Origin of the sequence: Gracilibacillus kekensis (assembly GCF_900143085.1) — a bacterium.
Classification (GTDB): Bacteria; Bacillota; Bacilli; order Bacillales; family Amphibacillaceae; genus Gracilibacillus; species Gracilibacillus kekensis.
Map to the genome: position 1 here is coordinate 345,751 of NZ_FRCZ01000002.1, position 21,035 is coordinate 366,785.

A 21,035-nucleotide genomic window follows, 5' to 3' on the forward strand; every position below is an offset into this window, starting at 1 on the left:
AGGGTTTATGACTATTTAATGGATTTTTGATCAAAAACTAGACTAAAGTCCCGGTATACAATTCGTTAAAACGTCATAACCTATCTTTGAATTTCATATCTATTCTCACTATACTAATTTAACCAAAATTCTTCGTTCTCAAACACGTGCAATTTTGCTATATTATTAGTATAATATGGATAATACATATTAAAGAGGTGTTAAATCATATGAAAAAAGTAGCTCTACTTTTTATCCTTGCTGGATTTGTATTACTTGGAATTGGTGGGTATCAATATTTCAAAATTCAAGCCGCCGAAAAACAGGCGATGACCGAAGTTAAAGCATTACTTGAGCAATCCTCTAAAGAAACGAATGAAGCCAAGAAAGCTTCACCTGAGAATTTCTTTCCAGAAACTGGCGATAAAGTTGGAATGTTAACAATTCCAACACTTGAAGCAGAACTTCCAATCGTAGAAGGAACGGATCCTGATGAATTAGAACAAGGTGTTGGCCACTACCGTGGATCTGCCTATCCTGAGCAAAACGATCAAATTGTACTATCAGGACATCGCGATACCGTATTTCGCAGCTTAGGCGAAGTTGAGATCGGTGATACCTTTATAATTCATCTTCCATATGGAGAATTTGAATATGAAATGGTAGACTCCAAAATAGTAGACGCGGATGATACAAGTATTATTAAATCTACAGCACCGGATGAAGAATTGGTTATTACAACCTGTTACCCGTTTTCATATGTAGGAAATGCACCAGACAGATATATTATATACGCCAAACCAATAAAGTAGACTTCAATCGGTTAGAGATACTATATTACTATTCGTTAGCGTTTATGAGTCAGAAGCGTATTGAATTTTACAATACGCTTTTTTTACACTTATTTAAGGGGGACCAAATAAATGAGAAGAGCTATACTTATACTTATGGCAGGTTTAGCGATTTTTCTGGTTGCATGCCAAGAGGACGAGGAACAAATTATGCCAGAAGATCGTTTACAAGAATATGTTGATTTATGGAATGAACAAGATTTTGAAAACATGTACAACATGGTCGAAAACGCCGATAAAGAAGAGTTTGATCGTTATCAGAAAATTTATGGAGATATTGAAGTTACTGACCTTTCTGTTGACTTTCAAATACCGGAGACTGGTGAGGAAAAGGAAGAAGTAGATATCGAGGAAATTGAACAAAAAACCTTTCCACTGCAAGTCAACATGGAAACCGTAGCAGGTCCTATCTCCTTTGAAACAGACATTGAAATGGTAAAAACAACCGAAATTGTAGAAGAGGAAGAACAAATTGATTGGCTGGTCAATTGGCATCAAGGTTTGATTTTTCCAGAATTAGAAGACGGCGGTGAGGTTGGTATGTCAACTACAGCACCCTCTCGTGGTCAAATATATGATCGAAATCGACGTGGGCTAGCAGTTAATGAAAGCGTCTATGAATTCGGGGTCGAGCCTCAACTATTTACTGAAGGACAGGAAGAAGAGGAAAAAGAAGCAATTGCTGAAGTCTTAAATATTTCGATTGAAGATATTGATTCTGCAATGAGTGCGGGCTGGGTAGAGCCACACCTTTTTGTTCCACTAAAAGTTGTTCCAAGCTTGAATGGTGACCTTGAAGAAGCATTAGCGTCTTTAGCACCACTAAAATATCAAACACCGACTGGTAGAATTTATCCTTTAGGAGAAGCCGCAGCACATCTTGTTGGATATATTGCACCAATCACAGCTGAAAAATTAGAAGAAGTCGATAGTGAGATCTATTCCGAAAGTGATATGATCGGTTATCGCGGATTAGAAGAATTATTTGAAGAAGAGTTACGTGGGGAAAAAGGTGTAGAAATTTATGTGACAAAAGAAGAGCAAGATCCAATCACTTTAGCTAAAAAAGAAGTAAAGAATGGAGATAATATTAACTTAACAATTGATAGTTCGATACAAGAAAGCATTTTTCACTCGTTTAGTGGTGATGCAGGGGTAGCATCTGCGATTGATCCTACGACTGGCGAAACACTGGCATTAGTCAGCAGCCCTTCCTTTGATCCAAACGCATTTGTCTACGGACTTAGTGGTGATCAATGGACGGAGTGGCAGAAAGATCCGAAAAATCCTTTATTAAATCGCTTTTCAGCAACTTTTGCTCCTGGATCAGTTTTTAAACCAATTACAAGTGCGATTGGTTTAGAAAATGGGAGCATTGATCCAAATGAAGGAATTACAATTAATGGTCTAACATGGCAAAAAGAAGGCTGGGGAGATTATTCAGTACGACGTGTATCAGAATCTAGTGGTCCAGTAGATTTAAAAGACGCACTCGTTCGTTCTGATAATATCTATTTTGCTCAACAGGCGCTAGCTATGGGAGAAGAAAGCTTTATAAAAGGTTTAAAGCAATTTGGAATTGGCGAAGAATTTCCTTTCACTTATCCGATTGAGGATAGCTCGATTTCCTCGGATGGCTCTTTGAGTAGTGAAGTGTTATTAGCCGATACGAGCTATGGTCAGGGACAGATTGAAATGAGCGCCTTACAGTTAGCCACAAGCTATTCGGCTTTCTTAAATAACGGAAACCTTGTACAGCCCACCCTTTTATTAGATGAAGAAAAGGGACAGAGCTGGAAGGAAGGATTATTATCTGAAGAAAACGCCAACTTTATTCAAGATGCTTTACGTTCTGTAGTAACAGATGGAACCGGAAGTGGTGCAAATGTAAATGGACTAAGCGTATCTGGTAAAACAGGAACAGCAGAGCTGAAACAAACTCTTGAAGAAAAAGGCGCTGCTGAGAATGGCTGGTTTGTCGGTTATCCAGAAGATAACAGTATTCTCATCTCGATGATGGTAGAAAACATAGAAGACAAAAGTAACGGAAGTGGATACGTCGCCGAAAAAGTAGGAAGCGTCTTATCTGAGATTAAATAAGGAAGAGCTAGCCAAGTGCTAGCTCTTTTTTATTATTTCGGGCACTTTTTCCTATAATTCGGGCACTTTTTTTATTTTTCCGGGCACTTTGGCGAGGAATCCGGGCACTTTTTCACATTATTTGGGCACTTTATAAAAACGGAGCCAAATCACTATGTTTATAATACGCGCCTTTTGTCTTCCCTACTCGAACAAGCGGGGATTTTTGCAATATTTTTTTGACTATTTCTGGTGATGATACCTGTAGAAATGTCCTTGCATTTTTATTCGTAATCATGTTATCCGTCAGTAATGCTAGTTCATATAAGGCTTTCTGATGTGCATTGGTATTTCTTTCTCCACAATGTGGGCATTGCCAGCGCATCCTTGATCTTGTCATAGCATATTGATGACAATTTGGGCATCGAATTCCTTTAATAATATCCTTCCAAGCAATTCCATACTTATCGAGAATCGGATAGTAGGGTTCTGTGTGCCTGTTAGTTAGAAAATATGCTATCTTTTGATTTTTAAAGTGTGAAATTTTTGCTTGATGATTCGCATTGATTTTTTCTAAAAAGGAAGGGATCGCCTGTGCTGTTAAAATACGTTAACGTTCGGGGTAATCATGAAGTTACAATTCTGCATTACGATTGACGAATACAGCAGCTGTAAAGGTTGGTAGTTGCTCAATTTTATGCTCCAGGAGAAAGTTACGCAAATGCATGTTTCGATTTGAAAAGGAGTATGATGTTCTAAACGCAAACCTTTTAGAAATTGAAGTGAAGATATTTGGGATTGATTGAGGTGAAATTCGAGGTTGGTTTCTCCTGTTTGTCCTGAATCATATCGCCGAAACCGCTCATATACCATTTGGTACAGGGGATGACGTTCTGGCAGTCGGTGTAATAACGCTTGATGCTTGGATAATTTTATTGAGTTTTATGGTAACATTTTTCTCTTCCTTCCTGCAAAATAACACAGAAGACACAGCAGAAACCTACTGTGCTCCTGAAAATTAAAGTTTTACTACTTCCCCTTTTTTACTACTTTCATATACGGCATCTAAGACTTTCATCTGGTTTTGCATTGCTGTTAAATCATAAGTTAATGGTTGATTATTAAGAACGGCGTCGGCAAAGTCTTCTGCCATCAAGGTATATTGATCCCCTGCCTCTTTTACTACTTCTGTTGTTCCGTCGTCTTTGCTTACAATAATTTCACCAGCCATGTCTTCATTCGTATCTGGACGGAAGGCTGATGTTACAGTAATACTTCCTTTTGATCCTACCACTTCATAACTTTCACGTGATACACTATCAAAACTTGTATCAAACGACGTGACAATACCATTATCAAAGTTTAATGTGCCTGTCATTGTCATATCCACTTTTAGCTTTGGATGATAATTTGCACTTGCATAAACACTCGATGGCTCTTGACCTAGAATGTTACGGATCGCATGTAATGTATAACACCCGACATCGAACATAGCGCCTCCTCCTAATTCATTGCTTAATCGAATATTGGAGCGGTCTTCTAAATAAAAGGAAAAGCTTGCACGCATAAAGGCAACATCACCAATCACGCCTTCTTTAATTAATTGTTTTACTTTTTGATGTTGAGGGTGGAATTGATACATAAATGCTTCCATAAATACAACATTATTCTTTTTACACGCTGTGAGCATCTCATCTAATTCACTATTGGTGATTGCTACAGGCTTTTCGCAAAGCACATGTTTTTTCTTATTAGCCGCTTGAATCATCCATTCTTTATGCATGGCGTTCGGTAATGGGATATAAACGGCATCAATGTTAGGATCATCTAACAAAGAATCATAACTATCATATGTCTTTGGAATTCCTAGTTCTATTGCTGTCTCGTCTGCTTTTTGTTGGTTTCTTGAAGCAATCGCGACTACTTCTCCATTATTGGATCGTTGAATTGCTGGTATTACCTGTGTTCGTCCAATTTGAGCTGTGCTTAAAACTCCCCATCGTAACTTACTCATCGATATCTCTCCTCTTATAATGTTTTCATTGCACCACCGTCTACGATTAAAGTCTGACCGGTGATATATGTATTTGCTTTAGAGCCTAGAAATAGAATGGCTTTAGCAAATTCATCTGGCTGGCCAATTCTGCCTATCGGTACCTGTTCTCCTGCTTTTAGTAAACGCTCTTCGATTGATTCTGTCGATGCTTGTTGTTTAAAGATATCACGGATCCGATCTGTTTCCATTGTGCCTGGACCGACTGAATTGATTAGAATATTATCGGAAGCAAGTTCTTGTGACAAGCTTTTTGACAGACCTACAATTGCTGGCCGAAAGGTATTTGACAATAATAAGCCATCTAATGCCTGCTTCATCGAGCTAGAAGTAATATTAACAATTCTTCCAAATTGTTGTTCTTTCATACCTGGTGTCACTGCTCGAACAGTACGTATGATGTTCATAAGTAATAACTCAAAAGCATGCTGCCAATCCTCGTCAGCAAAATCGTCAAATTTCCCAGCTGGTGGCCCACCTGCATTATTGATCAAAATGTCAATCGTTCCAATACGTGTGATCATTTCTTTAATGTCTTCCGCTTTAGTAAGATCACAAACGATCGAGGAAACCTGATGATTGCCAGTTTCTTTGATAATTTCCTTTTTCGCCTGTTCTAATTGTTGTTTATTTCTACTTGCTATGTATACTTGCGTGCTTTCATTTGCATAAGCCTTTGCACAAGCTTTACCGAGACCTTTACTCGCTGCTGTGACAAGTACCTTCTTACCTTTAATTCCTAAATCCATGTCACACCTCCTCCTCTACTATTTTACGAGGTATGCGATTACAATAGCAAGCAACATGGATTCAATCAATTACAGCTTGACAAAAAGTAAAAGTAGCAGATGCTTGTGCAACTACTACTTCATGTTTACATTTCATTTAATTTTGTCGTATATAATTGAAAATTAGTTGGATTTTTTTCATCTAAGGCTCTGTCTATTAAACGCAATAAGTTACTTCTTTCTAATTCGATGATGACATGATCAATGTTATCAGTTTTTTCTTCTGATTCATTCATAATGATATATGGACTTAAAATAGTTGTTAGGTGTTGTTGAAAATCCTTAACCTTCATTAAATCAGCTAAAGTTATGCGATTGTACTGTTTCCCTTTTTGAAATACAAACACCGCATCCTGATTTTCTATTGTTTGCGTCTTGCGATTAATTCGGATTTCTCGTGCTTCAAGTGGAAGAAAATGATATACTTCGTCTTCCATCAATAAAGAAAAATATTGATAAGCTAACACCACTCGAATATATTTATCCTCTTCCTTCACGTAATAGGGTTTTAACATTTTCACAGAAAGCAAGATCAACACCTCCTCAAAAATTCACAAAGCATTTAACAACACTAGAAACTATACCTCTTATTCTACATCATATGCGACAAATAAGAAAGCGTTTACAAGTATTTTACAGAAAGTTTTTTCTGATTGCAAAAGATACGTTCTTTTTTTTCAATATCACCATGGAAACAGATATCTTTATGTTGTATACTATGGAATAGATTGTTTGAAAGGGTCTGTCTGTAATGAAACTATTCAAGTTACGTTATCGCCTTTTTGGGAGAAGAGTCATCAAAACAGCTTTAGCGGTCTTTTTAACTTCTTTAATATGTGAGTGGATCGGCTGGCCACCTGTTTTTGCCGTAATTACAGCAATTGTCACGATCGAACCGACGGTAGCAGCCTCGATAAAAAAAGGTATTGTACGTTTTCCAGCGTCAGCAATTGGTTCTGCATATGCCGTATTTTTTATCTTTTTATTTGGTGACTCCCCGATTACATATACGTTGGCTGCCTTGTTTACGATCATTACTTGCTATCGATTGGGTTTACATGATGGATTACTTGTGGCAACATTAACTTCTGTCGCAATGATAGAAGTGATCCATACTAATTTCTTTTACTCTTTCTTTATTCGTCTGGGAACGACAACAACCGGCCTTCTTGTTTCAACATTGGTTAATATGTTTATTTTGCCACCAAACTATACCAAAAAGATTATGACCAATATCAATAAATTATTGAAACAAACCGGTGAAGAACTGGAAATGATTATGAAACAAGTAATTAGTCAAGGAGATTTGACAAGTAAAAAGACGGAAATTGACTATCGCTTTGCCACTTTAAAGCATACATTAGATCAGACGGATAAATTATTGGATTTTCAATCAGACGAATCGAAATATCACCGCTTAGATGCACGAACAAAAAATGTATTTGAATACGAACAGAAAAATTTAACCAGGTTACGACTCATTCACTATCATATGGGAAATTTAATAAATATGCCGATTCAACAAGTTTGCTGGTCTAAGCAGGAATGCGAGGATATCGTACAAATGGTGGAAACATTGGTTGACTTTATGAAATATCCTGACCACTATAAAGCAAGTGCATATCGCCAGCAAGTGAAGAAATTAATGAACCAATTTTGGGAAAGCAAAAAACCGAGTGATGATTCTAACCCTACCTTGTTTACCCCAGAAGTTATTATTTTATATGAGTTGTTATCCATATATAATATCGTCAATGACATTTTAATAAGTGAGAAAGATTTTGATAAATAAGAAAGAACGGAAGTCCACCCGGTCTTTTTAGTAGTAATTTTGAAATGGATAATAGCTTTAAAACCGCTACGACTTGCCCCCTCCGCTAAATAATGCGCTACAATGGGTGTAGACTTTTATTTCATATTGTTCATAAACTTCGACAAGTTAGCTGTCACAAATGATGTAGAACCACTTTATAGTGTAGGCCGTCCGCTTCCACTCCTATGGCATTCGTTTTACCTGAAGATCCACTTTTTTGAGCGGTTTGTGCTCGAAAAAGTTAGCTGAAGGGAAAACGCCATGGAAAGGGAAGTGGACAGCCGGAGCGAAGGATTCATATACACTATATTTCAAAATGGCTACATTGAAAATGCCTTGATGCCCCGGATTATATACTTTTACTTATAACAAAAACATCCCAAGTATTTTGCCTGGGATGTTTCTTGTTATAGTTTGAACTGACTTACCAATCCGTTTAATTCTTCTGCTAATTTTGCTAGTTCATCTGAATTAGTTGATACTTCCTCCATTGAACTACTTGCTTGTTGTGCGGAAGAGGATGTTTGTTCGACACCTGCAGCTGATTCTTCAGAGATCGACGCGATTTCTTCTACAGAGCCATTAATTTCTTCACTGCTTGCTGTCATTTCAGAAAGATTACCTGTCACTGTTCGAATACTTACAACCATGTCGTTTACCGCATGATTAATCTGTTCAAAGGTTTCCCCTGTTTTCTCTATTTGAGTTGTTCCTTCTTCCACTTCTCCATAGCCTTCTTCTAAAGATTGTGAAACATCGGAAGATTCATTTTGAATGGTGGCAACAATGCCTGTTATATCTGTAACAGAGTTTGCTACTTGCTCCGCTAATTTACGGACTTCATCTGCCACTACTGCAAAACCTTTTCCATGTTCCCCTGCCCTGGCAGATTCAATTGCTGCATTTAGTGCTAATAGGTTCGTTTGTTCAGCAATATCCTTAATGACTGCCACTAATTTTGAAACCTCTTTCGTCTGACCATCAAGACCACGGACTTTTTCCACCGCTTCTTTTACAATCGTATTAACCCGATTCATTTGTGTTACGGATGATGACATCATCTCCCGACCATCCTGCGTCATATCTAATACGTTCGTGGATGCACCTTCAATTTTCTCTCCGTTTTCATTTGCTTCTTTTACTTTTTGAGAGAAATCACTCATTTTCGAAGCGACATCACCTGCATGATTTGCTTGTGTTTCAGTACCGGAAGCAAGCTCCTGCATCGTAGTAGCGATTTGCTCAGTACCAGACTTTACTTCATTGGCGGATTTACTTAATCCATCACTTTGTGCACTGACTGTGTCAGATACATTTGAGATACGTTCAATGATTTGTCGAAGATTAGCACTCATGGTATTCATTGAGCTTGCTAGTTGTCCAATTTCATCTTTTCCAAGATAATGAATCTCTTCTACTTGTAAATCGCCATCTGATATTTGGTTACTAACAGCTACCACTTTGTTCAGATTTCTAGATACCATTCGATTAATTACTGTAATCAGGACGATGCTGATCACGATCGAAATAGCAATGCCGATAAGTAACGATGTTAAAGCAATCATCTGACTGTTTTTCGCATTTCTTGCAGCTAGCGCTTTATCTTCATTTACGATAGTGGTTAGTTGATTTAAATGCTGTACTGCTTCAAGCTGGATCGCATTAGCTTCTTCTGCAGTTCTAGTTGCTATTTCTTCTTCCCCTTGCCTCATATACCCTATTACTTCATTAAATTTACGATTTAATTCGTCATCCAATGTTTCCATTTGTTCAAAGAGCGCTTTTTCGGTATCGGTATTCATTCTTGGTCTTAATTCTTCTTTTAGAGTATCAAGTAATTCACTTCTAGTCGTATATTCTTCTTCCACTTCTGTAGAAGGATCAACCATATATTGATAGACACGAATACTTTTAGCGCGTATGAGTGACCCCATTTCGGTAACATCTACCGCTCGATCTCCCCGTCTATCCATGGACTCAATCTCGGTTTGAATATTTTGCAACAGAAATCCCACAACAACTGCTGAAATAATAAATAGTGCAAGTACAATCGATAATATGAATGCGTATTTAGAACCAATCTTTAAATTACTAAAACGTAGCTTTGTCCGTTTAGACTTACTAAATAGTTTCTTCAATATTATCCCCCCTAATTTCAGTATCGGTGTTACTGTATGTATAATGACAAAAAGTAACAATCTAAATCTATTTTATCACGATAACGTATACATTACCATCACTTTTAGTAGTTCTTTTTACCTTTTTGTGATTCTTTAGTAATACTTTATATATTAAATAGCATTGTCGAATAAATTGGAAAAAGATAAATATGTATATCCTGTGTGGTAATTATGATTCGGATTAACTGTATAGATTCACATTTTTTCTTATAACAGAAAAATCCCATATCGACGGATACGGGATTTTTTGCTTATAATTTGAATTGACTTACAAGTCCGTTTAATTCCTCTGCTAATTTGGCAAGTTCTTCTGAGTTAGAAGAAACCTCTTCCATTGAACTGCTCGCTTGTTGGGCGGAAGCGGATGTTTGTTCTACGCCTGCAGCAGATTCTTCAGAGATAGATGCAATCTCTTCTACAGAACCATTAATTTCTTCACTGCTTGTAGTCATTTCCGTAAGATTCGTTGTTACTGTTTGAATACTAACCACCATATCATTAACAGCGTCATTTATCTTTACAAACGTTTTTCCAGTTTTCTCAATTTGCTCAGAACCTGCTTCTACTTCACCATAACCCGCTTCAAGCGATTCTGAAACACTGGATGACTCGTTTTGAATATCGGATACAATCCCTGTGATATCAGTGACAGAGCTTGCCACCTGTTCTGCTAATTTTCGAACTTCATCGGCTACGACCGCAAAGCCTTTACCATGTTCTCCTGCTCTGGCAGATTCGATAGCAGCATTTAATGCTAACAAGTTCGTTTGCTCTGCAATATCTTTAATAACGGCTACGAGTTTTGATATCTCTTTTGTTTGGCCGTCTAGTCCTCGTACTTTATCGACCGCATCTTTCACAATCGAATGCACACGTCCCATTTGGTTAACCGAAGATTCCATCATTTCCTGTCCATCAGCTGTCATGCCGATAACGTAAGTGGAAGCAGCTTCGATTTTATCACCATTCTCATTTGCTTCACGTACTTTTTGAGAAAAATCACTCATCTTGGATGCGACATCCCCTGCGTGATTTGCTTGTGTTTCTGTACCGGAAGCTAATTCCTGCATAGTCGAAGCGATTTGTTCGGTACCTGTTTTCACTTCATTAGATGACTGGTTTAATTCTTCACTTTGGGCACTGACCGTATCTGAAACATTAGATACTTGTTTAATAATGTTTCTTAAGTTCGCACTCATTGTATTCATGGAGTTAGCTAATTGGCCTATTTCATCATTTCCATTATAATTAATTGTGTTTACTCTTAAGTTACCATCCGCAATTTGATTACTGACTTCTACCACTTGCGTTAAATTTTTTGCAATTATACGGTTAACTATTACTATTAAAATGATGCTTATAATGATGGAAATCACAATCGCAATTATAAGTGCAATTATAGCTCGTGTTTGACTATCTGTTGCAGATTCAGAGGCTAAACTTCGTTGCTCATTAACTAATGTTTTTAATTTGTCCAACTGTTCTACGGTTTGTAACTGAGCATCATTAGCTGACCCCGCAACATGTGCGGCGTTTTCTAAATCTCCTTGGCTGACAAAAGTTACTACTTCAGCAAATCGGAGATTAAATTGTTCATCCAGTTCGGTAATAATTGTAAATAGAGACTTTTCTGCTTCTGTATCCATTGTAGGTTCTATATCATCTCTTAACTCATTAAATAAATCTCTTCTTTCATTGAATTCCTTAACTAATTCTGATGATGGTTCATTCATATATTGATAGACCCGAATACTTTTTGCTCGAATTAATGATCCCATTTCGGTTACATTTGCAGCCCTGTCTGCTCTGCGATCCATCGCATCAATCTCAGACTGGACATTTTGCAAAAAGAACCCTACTACTACTGTAGAAATAGCAAATAACGCTAATACAATTCCAAGAATCCATCCATACTTAGCCCCAATTTTTACATCGTTAAAACGAAATTTTTTCAGTTTTATTCTTGATGAAAATTTCATCACACAGTTCCCCCTACTATTAAATAATTTCTAGCTGTCATTTTTTCTTTGACAAACTTAAACACATTTGACTATTATAACATGACCCTTTAGTCATATCCACACTTTTATCATAGGACCAATGAACTGTATTTACTTAATGTTTTATTCTTCAACCTTTATTCGTTAAAATAGAAACAATAGATTTTGTATAAAAGAAAGGATGTTTTTATGCATCTTCAATCGATCGCAGAACATGCCATCCTGATTAGTTTCCAGGATGAAAAAGATCTTTCATCTAAACTGATTTCTTATAAAAAAGAGATTACTAATCATACAAACCTGCCAATAATTGAAGTAGTGATAGGTTATTGCACCATAACTATTTATTTCGATCCTTTTAAGACGACCCATCAACAATTGAAAATGAAACTGCAAGAAAGGATGAAAAGTTTTGATGTTTTAAAAAAAGAGCAAGGCACTGTTCATCAGATTCCGGTTTGTTACGAGGAAATATTCGGAAGCGATCTATCGACATTAGCAGCAAAACATAATTTTTCTATTGAGGAAGTAATAGAGAGACATACCAGACCGATCTATCGTGTCGCCTTTTTAGGCTTTTCTCCTGGCTTTCCTTTTTTAATGGGTATGGATCAAAGTTTATCTACGGATAGAAAAGATAAACCTAGATTAGAAGTAATGGAGGGATCGGTAGGTATTGCCGGAGCACAAACTGGTATCTATCCGAGTTCCTCACCTGGAGGATGGAACATTATAGGCAGAACTCCGATTTCCCTATTATCTTTTAGAAATAATAAGCCGACTTTATTTCAACCTGGAGACCAGCTTAAGTTTTATGCGATTTTCAAATCAGAATTTGATCGGATTTACCAAGAGGAGCGTAATACACATGTCAATAGAGATTATTGAAGAAGGTTTATATACCACCATTCAGGATAAGGGTCGTATCGGTTATCAATCCTATGGGTTCTCTGTTAGTGGTGTTATGGATGAGTTTGCCGCTGTAATGGCCAACCTTTTAGTAGGAAACCATGATCAAGAAGCTCTGATAGAAATGAGCTTTATCGGACCTACCATCAAATTTTATAATAATGCCATTATTGCAATAACAGGTGCTGATATGTCTGCGAATGTAAACGATCAATTAATCCCATTAGGAAAACCCATTTCTATAAAGGAAGGGGATGTTCTTCAATTTCGCACTGCAAAAACTGGTTTATACAGCTATCTTGCTGTAAAAAGCGGGTTCGATGTTACTGAAGTGCTTGGAAGTCGAAGTACTCTTGTTCGTGCTCAGTTAAATGGAATCCTGGGCAGAAAATTAATGATTGGTGACACCATCTCATTAAAAGATAGCTTCACGGTCGACCGATCCATGGAATGGCGTTTGGATCCTTCCTTATTCAACTATATTTCTCAATCTTCACATATCATACGATATATCAGGGGACCTCAATTTGATTGGTTTGATCATTACTCATTTGAAACAACTGATTGGACTACTTCGACACAATCCAATCGAATGGGCTACCGGTTAAAAGGTACAGCTGTTAAGAGAAAAAATCAAAATCAATTATTAACAGAAGCGACAACATTTGGTTCCATTCAAGTACCCGCAAATGGACAACCTATTGTTTTGATGGCAGACGGGCAACCAACAGGCGGATATCCGAAGATCGGCCAAGTAGCAAAGGTTGATCTCGGAAAATTAAGTCAAATACGGCCAGGCCAGTTATTCCGTTTTCAACAAGTTACAGTAGAAGAGGCTATTCAACTTCTACACAATCGCTATCAATTATATCTACAATTGCGGCTATTTATAAATGAGAAATGGGCAGGTGTTTCGTTATGACACGAGTAATATTAAATTGTGATTTAGGAGAAAGTTTTGGAGCTTATCAAATTGGTAATGATGAAAAAATTATTCCACTAGTCGATGCTGTTAATATTGCCTGTGGTTTTCATGCTGGAGACCCTGAAACAATCCATCAAACCGTTAAGCTAGCAAAACAGTATAACGTTAAAATAGGCGCACACCCTGGTTTTCAAGATTTACTAGGATTCGGTCGCAGAAATATCGAGATGCATCCTGAAGCCGTTTATAATCTTATTATCTATCAATTAGGTGCATTACATGGATTTACGAAAGTACAAAACGTCAAAATGCATCATGTAAAACCTCATGGTGCACTATATAATATGGCATCAAAGGATCGCAAGCTTTCAGATGCCATTGTTGAGGCAATTGCAGACTTTGATAAAAACCTTACATTAGTTGGTTTAGCCAATAGTAAGTTAATAGATGCAGGAATAGACAAAGGGTTGAATGTCCTCAACGAAGTGTTTGCAGATCGTACGTATCAAAAAGACGGTACTTTAACACCTCGGACAGAACCTGGAGCAGTTATTCAGGAAACAGAAGATGCAATCAAACAAGTAGAAAGCATGGTCGAACATGGAATGGTCACAAGTCCAACAGGAGAAGAGATAGTGATAAAAGCAGATACCATTTGTGTTCATGGAGATACAGAGCAATCTTTATCATTGGTAACCGCCCTAAACACGTTGTTAAAACAAAGTAGGTAACCAAATCGATTGTATAATAGGATAACTAATAATAAGAACCGGGAACCCACCCGCTCCTTTTAGTAAACAAAGATTAGTTGTTGAATCATATAGACGCAGCTATCAATGAGTAACAGTGATGAAAGTGGCGATAGGTCTCTCATCGGCATTTTCATCGATATTTACCAGCATAATGCCGATGAGACTGGTCCTCGTCGGCATTTTAATCGATATTTACTATCATAATGCCGATGAGATTGATCCTCGTCGGCATTTTAAACGATATTTACTATCATAATGCCGATGAGAATGATCCTCGTCGGTATTTTCATCGAAACTTACTGGTAAACTACCAATGTGAATCTTCCATAATTAAAAGGTACACAATATTTTTTATTATTCACAACCAACTAGTAAAAAATCCGAACGCGTAATTATACTCGTTCGGATTCCACTATTATTGAATCTCTTTTGTTTACAGCTCCTATTATTTATATCTTGGATTTCGAATTAAAAACAATCCTACACCGGCTACTACTAACAAAAATCCGACCGATAACCAATTAAAGAGTGTTGTAGCTGTATCAGGTAATTCTTTGTTATTCCTATCTTTTTGCTTATCTTCTCCATCTTCAGGCTTCTCTTCATGTCCTGGTTCTTGTGGTTGCTCTGGATCGGTTGGTTGTTCTTGTTCCTCATTATCTTGCGGATCTTCCGTTTCTAGCGCCAAGACACCATAAATAGAAAAGTGAGTTACTTCAGCAGAGATTGTTCCTGCTTGTGCATCATTACGATTACTATCTTGTATTTCCCATTCTTGGTTGGTTTCATTATAATAGTAGATCGCTATGTCATCATCTAGTTTTGTTTCATCGATTTCTAATGTTAGCAAAAATGGATCAGTTGGTTGCTCACTTCCATCCGGGTAGACGATTTCAAAGTCAAACATACTACCAGCAAGTGCAAAAGGTTTGTTCACTAATGCTTCAACATCTACTTCATTAATCGTTAATAGCGTACCTTCAGGCAGATCACCTGGCATTTTGATGGTAACTTTGGTACCAACTAAATTATACAATTTACCAGCAGATACTACTAATGGTGTACCGTTCTCTAATTCATTGGAAGGTTCTGGGTCGGTTGCATCCGTCACTACCACTCTAGAAACGTCTGAATGCTTGCCATTTGCTGAACTAACGGTTATAAATGCTTCTCCCTCTGCAATTGCTGTAATCTTTCCATTCTCATCTATTGTAACGATTTCTTCATTATTGGAGTTCCACAATAAATCTGCGTTTTGCGTTGGAGTTATTTCTACCGATAATTGTTTTTCTTCTCCAACGGTTAATGTTAGTTCCCTTTCAGTAAATGAAATCGACTCAATTAGGTCCATGTCCTCTTCTATTTCTTCTGGTAATTGATGTTGTAATGCCTCGTATTCTGTTGCTGTTATCGGTAATACGGTGCCATGACGAGGTCGATTAGGTAAATCATATTGATCAGGAATCGTCCATTCTCCTGAAGCAAGATCTGTTGTTTCAAATGGCACATACCCTCTCCCACCAAATTCATCAATAAACAGATACCATTTTTCTTCTGTATTTGATTTAAAGATGGCTGGTCCTTCTCCTTGGTTGATGATGCCTTTACCAATGCCTTCTTTAACCATTTCAAAATCAGGATCTAAGACAGAATCGCCGACTTCCTGGAAGATAAATTTACCATTCGGAGAGTTGTCTGCATGGTAACCTCTCTCATCTTTGGTAAAACGGTAGAACTTACCATCATGCTCAATCATCGTCGTATCGATAATCGAATAGCCATAATCCAAATAAACTTCTGGCTCTGAAAAGGTGTGAAAATCTCTTGTTTTTGTATACATCATTCGTTGGTAACTGCTGCCATTATTGCGATCTGTATCATTGTCATATAATTTAGATGCCCAAAAAACGATGTATTCTCCTGTTGTCTCATCATAGAAGATCTCAGGAGCCCATGTATTCCCAGCTTCTTTTGGTGCAATCTCTACTTTGCGCTGTTTTGACCAATTGATAAGATCATGAGATTCCCAAACCATGATCGAACGACTGCCATGTGTCTGAGCTTTATTCCAATCCCCATTACCGTGAATTTTTAAATCTGTCGCAATCATGTAAAATGTATCGCCTTCTGGAGAACGAATGATAAATGGATCACGTAATCCTTTTTCTCCGAGCTCTGAAGTAAATACTGGATTGCCATCATTTAATTGTTGCCACTCCAATGGATTATTTCCTTCACTTAAAGCAAAATAGATTTGCTCGCCATTTTCATAGCCCTCACCTGTAAAATACGGGAAGAAATAACCTTGATATTCTTCTGGCTCAGGTAATTCCATTACTTTCGCTTTAAATGACTTTACTAATTTTTGTCCGTCCAGCTGCAACGTTGCAGTTAATACAACATCTGTATTTCCTTCACCGAAAGCAGGCCTTGATACTTCGCCTGTTGCGGTAATAGTCGATGAATCTGAAGTCGTCCATGTTACGTCAACTTCTTCTGCAACGTTCGTAGGTAATGTCAAATTCCCCTTGACTTCTTCCACGTTATGAACAACTAATGCTTGTAATGCTTCTTTTAAACGTTGTTCGACAGATGGTTTTTTTAGTACCGTTACACTAATTTCTTTTTCTGCAGAGACATTATCATCAGAGATGGTCGCTGTTAATGTGACGGTTTTGTTTCCTTCACCATGGTCCGGTCTAATTACTTTTCCTTGATCACTTATCCATTGTGGATCAGACGATTTCCATGTAATTGTTGTGTTATTGCTTCCTTTATTAGGCAGATTAAGATCCACCGTAATTGTTTCTGCGTCTTTATTTTCACCGAGTATTTGCGAGACCGTTAATCGTTCTTTTGCTTGTTCCACCAAAATCGAATCGATGGCATTCCTTTTTATTTCCGCCTCATTCTCTAACTGTTGTATTTCGGCAGCAGACAAGACCCCATCATAGACTTCGAAGTCAGCAATAAGTCCTTTAAAATAAGGGTCGGCACTATAAAAAGATTGTCCAATATAGCCACTTGGACCAGTTGGATTGGCAATATCCGCTAACGTAAATTCACCTGCTGGTTCACTTGAGACAAATTCTCCATCAATATAGAGTTCTAACGTTCCCTGACTGCCATCAAAAACTGTTGTCACTAGTTTCCATTGATTAGATGCTAATGTATCTGTTTTCGACGACACTTCATTTCTCCATCCATCTGTGGCAATGCCAAAACGAGCCGATGCATCTGCATTATATCTAGGAGTAAAGTATAGATATTGTTGATCGTTCTGACCAAAGGTGTACAACCATTCTGCTGCATTCTCACCATTCCAATTGACAAGAGAAGATACCGTGATACTTTCTTGTTCATTTAAAACCCCTTGCGGCATCTCAATATAAGCATTCTCACCACTAAGCTCGATGATCCCAACGTCATCAGTTGTAATGATCTGTTCCTCATTGATACCGCTTAGCATTCCATCAAAATCACCTGCCTGATCCATGATCATATCGTTCTCCACATGTTGCATATCATAATCAAGTAGAAGATCGACTTCTGCTGGTGGTGGTTCCTCCGTTGCTTGATCGGCTAAACTTACAATTTCCTGCTCTGTTAAAGCACGGTTATAAATTTGAAACTCATCTATTCCACCCGCAAAATAGGATTGATTATCACGGCTTGATTTACCCAAGTAATTCATCGTAGTCTCCATCAACATTCTTGGTTCGACATTATAGGTATCAATTGAATCAACCAGTTCACCATTAACAAAGGTTTTTGCTGTAAAGCCATCAATCGTTATGGCAACATGTTGCCACTGATTCAATCCTAATCGATTAGATGTTAAACGATATTTATAATCAGATGGCAGATCAGAGGAAGCATTGCCAAATTTTTCAGTGAAAGGTGTGACGGTTGCAAATTCCAACAGTCCCGAATCACCTTGCGTACTTAAATACATACTGTTTCGATTGGCAACCCTGCCGGTGTCAGAACCAAAATCAAAGATACGTTGATCGGCTTGGTTTTGATCAACTTTTACCCAGGTTGAAATCGTCATTTTTTCCAGATTTTCTTGTTGGATCAAATTTTCTGGCATTTCGACATAACCCGTGTCGCCATCTAACTGCACAAATCCTTGGGAATCCCCAATAGCTTCTTCTGATTCAATCGTAGCGTTACCATGCAATTGTGCATCATATCCGTTACCGCTTACATCTGTAACAGAGCCATCTTCACTTTGATCAAAGCGATAATGAACGACAGGTTCCTCTTGTTCTTTTGGGCCTTCTGGCAAGTATTTATCGGTTAATGCTTGATATTCTTGATTTGTAATCGGTATGACGGTACCATGTCGAGGACCTGGTGGCAGTGCATAGTCCGCTTCATCTAATACATTATTCACTAGTTGACTACCATCTTCTAAGTCATCCGTCCAGCGCACATGGTATGGCCATGAATCGAGGAACAAATACCATTTTTCTTCATCGATTGCTTTGAAGATTGTTTGTCCTTCATTATTTCCTCCATGTCCAATTAAACCTTGGTTTCCACTTTTGGTCTCATCAATCAGATCAAATTGATAACCATTTTCTTCAATTCCATCAACATCTTCAAAGATATCTGTTGCTTTTTCGTAATATACTTTGAAATTCACTTCTGACTTGGTAAATCGGTACAAGCTTTCATCATCCTGAATAAAAGTAGTATCAATTGTTGGAAAACTATCATCAATATATACTTTTGGTTCCGAGAATGTATGAAAGTCACGTGTTGTCGCATAATACATCACATTATACTGACCATTTGGACGACCATTCGGATAATTACCATAGGTTTCCTCATTAGGAATCGAGGATGCCCAAAACACGACATACTCTCCAGTTGGTTCATGGTAAAATGCTTCTGGAGCCCAAGTATTACCCCCGTTTTCTGGTGCAACTTCCACCATACGCTGTTCACTCCAATTAACAAGGTCATCTGATTCCCAGACCATTATTGAGTGACTTCCAGTAATTTGAGCTTGATCGAAGTTTGTGCTCTCACCCATTTTCAAATCAGTAGCAATCATATAAAATTTATCGCCTTCTGGAGAACGAATGACAAATGGATCACGTAATCCTTTTTCACCCATTGTCGATTGAATGACAGATTGTCCATTATTTAACGCACGCCAATGTAAGGGATCTTCTGCAACGGCAAAAGAAATTTCTTCTCCACCTTCATATTCTCCAGTAAAATAACTAAAGAAATAGGCATCATATTCTTGTTCACCTGGATCTTTTTTTACGGTGACCGTAATCTCTTTGGTAATCATTGCTTCATTATATTGAACACTTGCTGTCAAGGTAACTTCTGTATCGGTAACCGGGCGCTCTACCCAACCTAATTGGTTAGTATCATCTATAACTTGCTCAGTTCCTTTTATAATGTCTGGATGGGAGGAATCCCAAGTGATATCAGAACCATTTTCTCCAGTTGTTACAAGGTGGAGATTTCCTTTTACATTAGAAGAATTATAAACCGTAATTGATTCTGCATCCCGTTCCACTCTCTCCATATCGGAAAATTCTTTGATCACTGTTACAGTAAATGTTTTTGTAGTAATCATACCCTGATAGCTTAGAGTTGCAGACAAATCAACTACTGTATCGCCTTGTTCTACTCCAGGACGAGTAACTTTACCATCTGGGGTAATAACCTCTGGATGAGACGAGTCCCAAGTTAGGGCCACACCATTCTCTGTTTCTGCCGGTAAAGAAAGATTTTGTGTAACGGCATCCACTGTATCTTCTGAGTCTAAATACGGTTCAATAGCTAATTGTTCTTGTTGCCTGTCGAGTAGTAATTGATTTAATGGATCAATTGTAGTTTGTAACTGATCTGATAGGTTTGCTACCTCACCTGCTGTTAATGCTTTTCCATGAACACGAAAATCGGCAATCCTTCCTTTAAAATATGCATCATTCTGAAAAATAGATTTACCTATGAATCCCGAAAAATCTGCACTTGAATCAATAATTTTGGCAAGTTCATTACCTTCCGTAGAACCTGTAGCAATTTCTTCCCCATTCACATATAAAGTGAATGTATCCTCTTTCCCATTAAATACTGATGTAATTACATTCCATTGATTTGCTGAAATCATTTGGTCTCCTTGAATTATTGATTCATTTCGCCAACCAGACTCCGATATACCTGTTGTTGCAAAATTACCATTACTATGTCTCGGGGTTGTGAACAAATAACTGTTACCTTGTTCGATGTTTTCATCAACTTTACCGAATCCATAAATCCAACGATTAGTTCCATCGTTTGACCAATTTACCAAAGAGGTGACCGTTACACTTTCTATGTCACTCAATAAATCACGCTGTCCATCTGCTTTAGGTATTTCAATATATGCATTAGTATCACTTGCAGGACCACCATCTAATTCAACAAAACCCGCTTGTTCATTTGAGTAATAATCGCCTTCACTCTGATTTTGATAACGACCATTAAATTCTGACCCTGCTCTATTATCAAATACTAGATTACCATTGTTTTCTACTGTTTGTTTCATATCATAATGAAGAAGCAAACTACTCTCAGAGTTGTTTGCTTCTTCTGCTGCTTGAATTGTATGAGGGACACTTCCAGCGAACAATTGGAATAAAAGTACTGAAATCATCAATATGGATAGATTACGGTTATTGTTCATATCCTTAAC

At 37.6% G+C, this 21,035-nt stretch carries 12 protein-coding genes; 6 read left to right on the forward strand and 6 right to left on the reverse strand.

The genetic code is table 11. The features are described from left to right. Positions 1-209: 209 nt before the first annotated feature. Both BUC25_RS07200 and BUC25_RS07205 read left to right on the forward strand, forming a co-directional pair. Entirely contained in the window at positions 210-791 is a 582-nt protein-coding gene (locus BUC25_RS07200) for a class D sortase (protein WP_073201185.1), read from the forward strand. Between the two features lie 111 nt (positions 792-902). Continuing rightward, positions 903-2,930: a penicillin-binding transpeptidase domain-containing protein gene (locus BUC25_RS07205; protein ID WP_073201187.1), complete on the forward strand. Its 2,028-nt coding sequence runs from the start codon at positions 903-905 to the stop codon at positions 2,928-2,930. A 997-nt stretch (positions 2,931-3,927) separates the two neighbouring features. Here the strand turns inward: BUC25_RS07205 and BUC25_RS07210 are convergent. The 3 genes from BUC25_RS07210 to BUC25_RS07220 form a co-directional block, all read right to left on the reverse strand. Continuing rightward, positions 3,928-4,923, reverse strand: coding sequence for a Gfo/Idh/MocA family protein (locus BUC25_RS07210; RefSeq protein WP_073201189.1), 996 nt, complete (start codon positions 4,921-4,923; stop codon positions 3,928-3,930). A gap of 14 nt (positions 4,924-4,937) precedes the next feature. After that, the gene (locus tag BUC25_RS07215; RefSeq protein WP_073201192.1) at positions 4,938-5,711 is read right to left on the reverse strand and encodes an SDR family oxidoreductase; all 774 of its coding nucleotides are present in this window, start codon (positions 5,709-5,711) and stop codon (positions 4,938-4,940) included. A gap of 125 nt (positions 5,712-5,836) precedes the next feature. Then, entirely contained in the window at positions 5,837-6,271 is a 435-nt protein-coding gene (locus BUC25_RS07220) for an IDEAL domain-containing protein (RefSeq protein ID WP_244535157.1), read from the reverse strand. Positions 6,272-6,501: 230 nt separating this feature from the next. Between BUC25_RS07220 and BUC25_RS07225 the strand changes: the two genes are divergently transcribed. Then, a complete protein-coding gene (locus BUC25_RS07225) occupies positions 6,502-7,542 on the forward strand; it encodes an FUSC family protein (protein WP_073201195.1) in 1,041 nt (346 codons plus the stop codon). Between the two features lie 428 nt (positions 7,543-7,970). Here BUC25_RS07225 and BUC25_RS07230 read toward each other — a convergent pair whose 3' ends face one another. Both BUC25_RS07230 and BUC25_RS07235 read right to left on the reverse strand, forming a co-directional pair. Then, positions 7,971-9,701 (reverse strand): methyl-accepting chemotaxis protein, encoded by a 1,731-nt coding sequence (locus BUC25_RS07230; RefSeq protein WP_073201197.1) that lies wholly within the window; start codon positions 9,699-9,701, stop codon positions 7,971-7,973. A 293-nt stretch (positions 9,702-9,994) separates the two neighbouring features. Further along, positions 9,995-11,722, reverse strand: coding sequence for a methyl-accepting chemotaxis protein (locus BUC25_RS07235; RefSeq protein WP_073201200.1), 1,728 nt, complete (start codon positions 11,720-11,722; stop codon positions 9,995-9,997). A 210-nt stretch (positions 11,723-11,932) separates the two neighbouring features. On the opposite strand from BUC25_RS07235, the gene pxpB reads away from it, so the two are divergent. From pxpB to BUC25_RS07250, 3 genes are read left to right on the forward strand one after another with little or no spacing between them, the layout of a single operon-like run. Beyond that, a complete protein-coding gene (gene pxpB / locus BUC25_RS07240; protein WP_073201201.1) occupies positions 11,933-12,631 on the forward strand; it encodes a 5-oxoprolinase subunit PxpB in 699 nt (232 codons plus the stop codon). Then, positions 12,612-13,574, forward strand: a complete 963-nt coding sequence (locus BUC25_RS07245; protein WP_073201202.1) for a 5-oxoprolinase subunit C family protein — start codon at positions 12,612-12,614, stop codon at positions 13,572-13,574. Before pxpB ends, BUC25_RS07245 begins: the two co-directional genes overlap by 20 nt. After that, positions 13,571-14,308 (forward strand): 5-oxoprolinase subunit PxpA, encoded by a 738-nt coding sequence (locus tag BUC25_RS07250; RefSeq protein WP_073201203.1) that lies wholly within the window; start codon positions 13,571-13,573, stop codon positions 14,306-14,308. Before BUC25_RS07245 ends, BUC25_RS07250 begins: the two co-directional genes overlap by 4 nt. 466 nt (positions 14,309-14,774) lie before the next feature. Here BUC25_RS07250 and BUC25_RS19015 read toward each other — a convergent pair whose 3' ends face one another. Further along, positions 14,775-21,026 (reverse strand): immunoglobulin-like domain-containing protein, encoded by a 6,252-nt coding sequence (locus tag BUC25_RS19015; RefSeq protein WP_084543400.1) that lies wholly within the window; start codon positions 21,024-21,026, stop codon positions 14,775-14,777. Positions 21,027-21,035 lie beyond the last annotated feature (9 nt).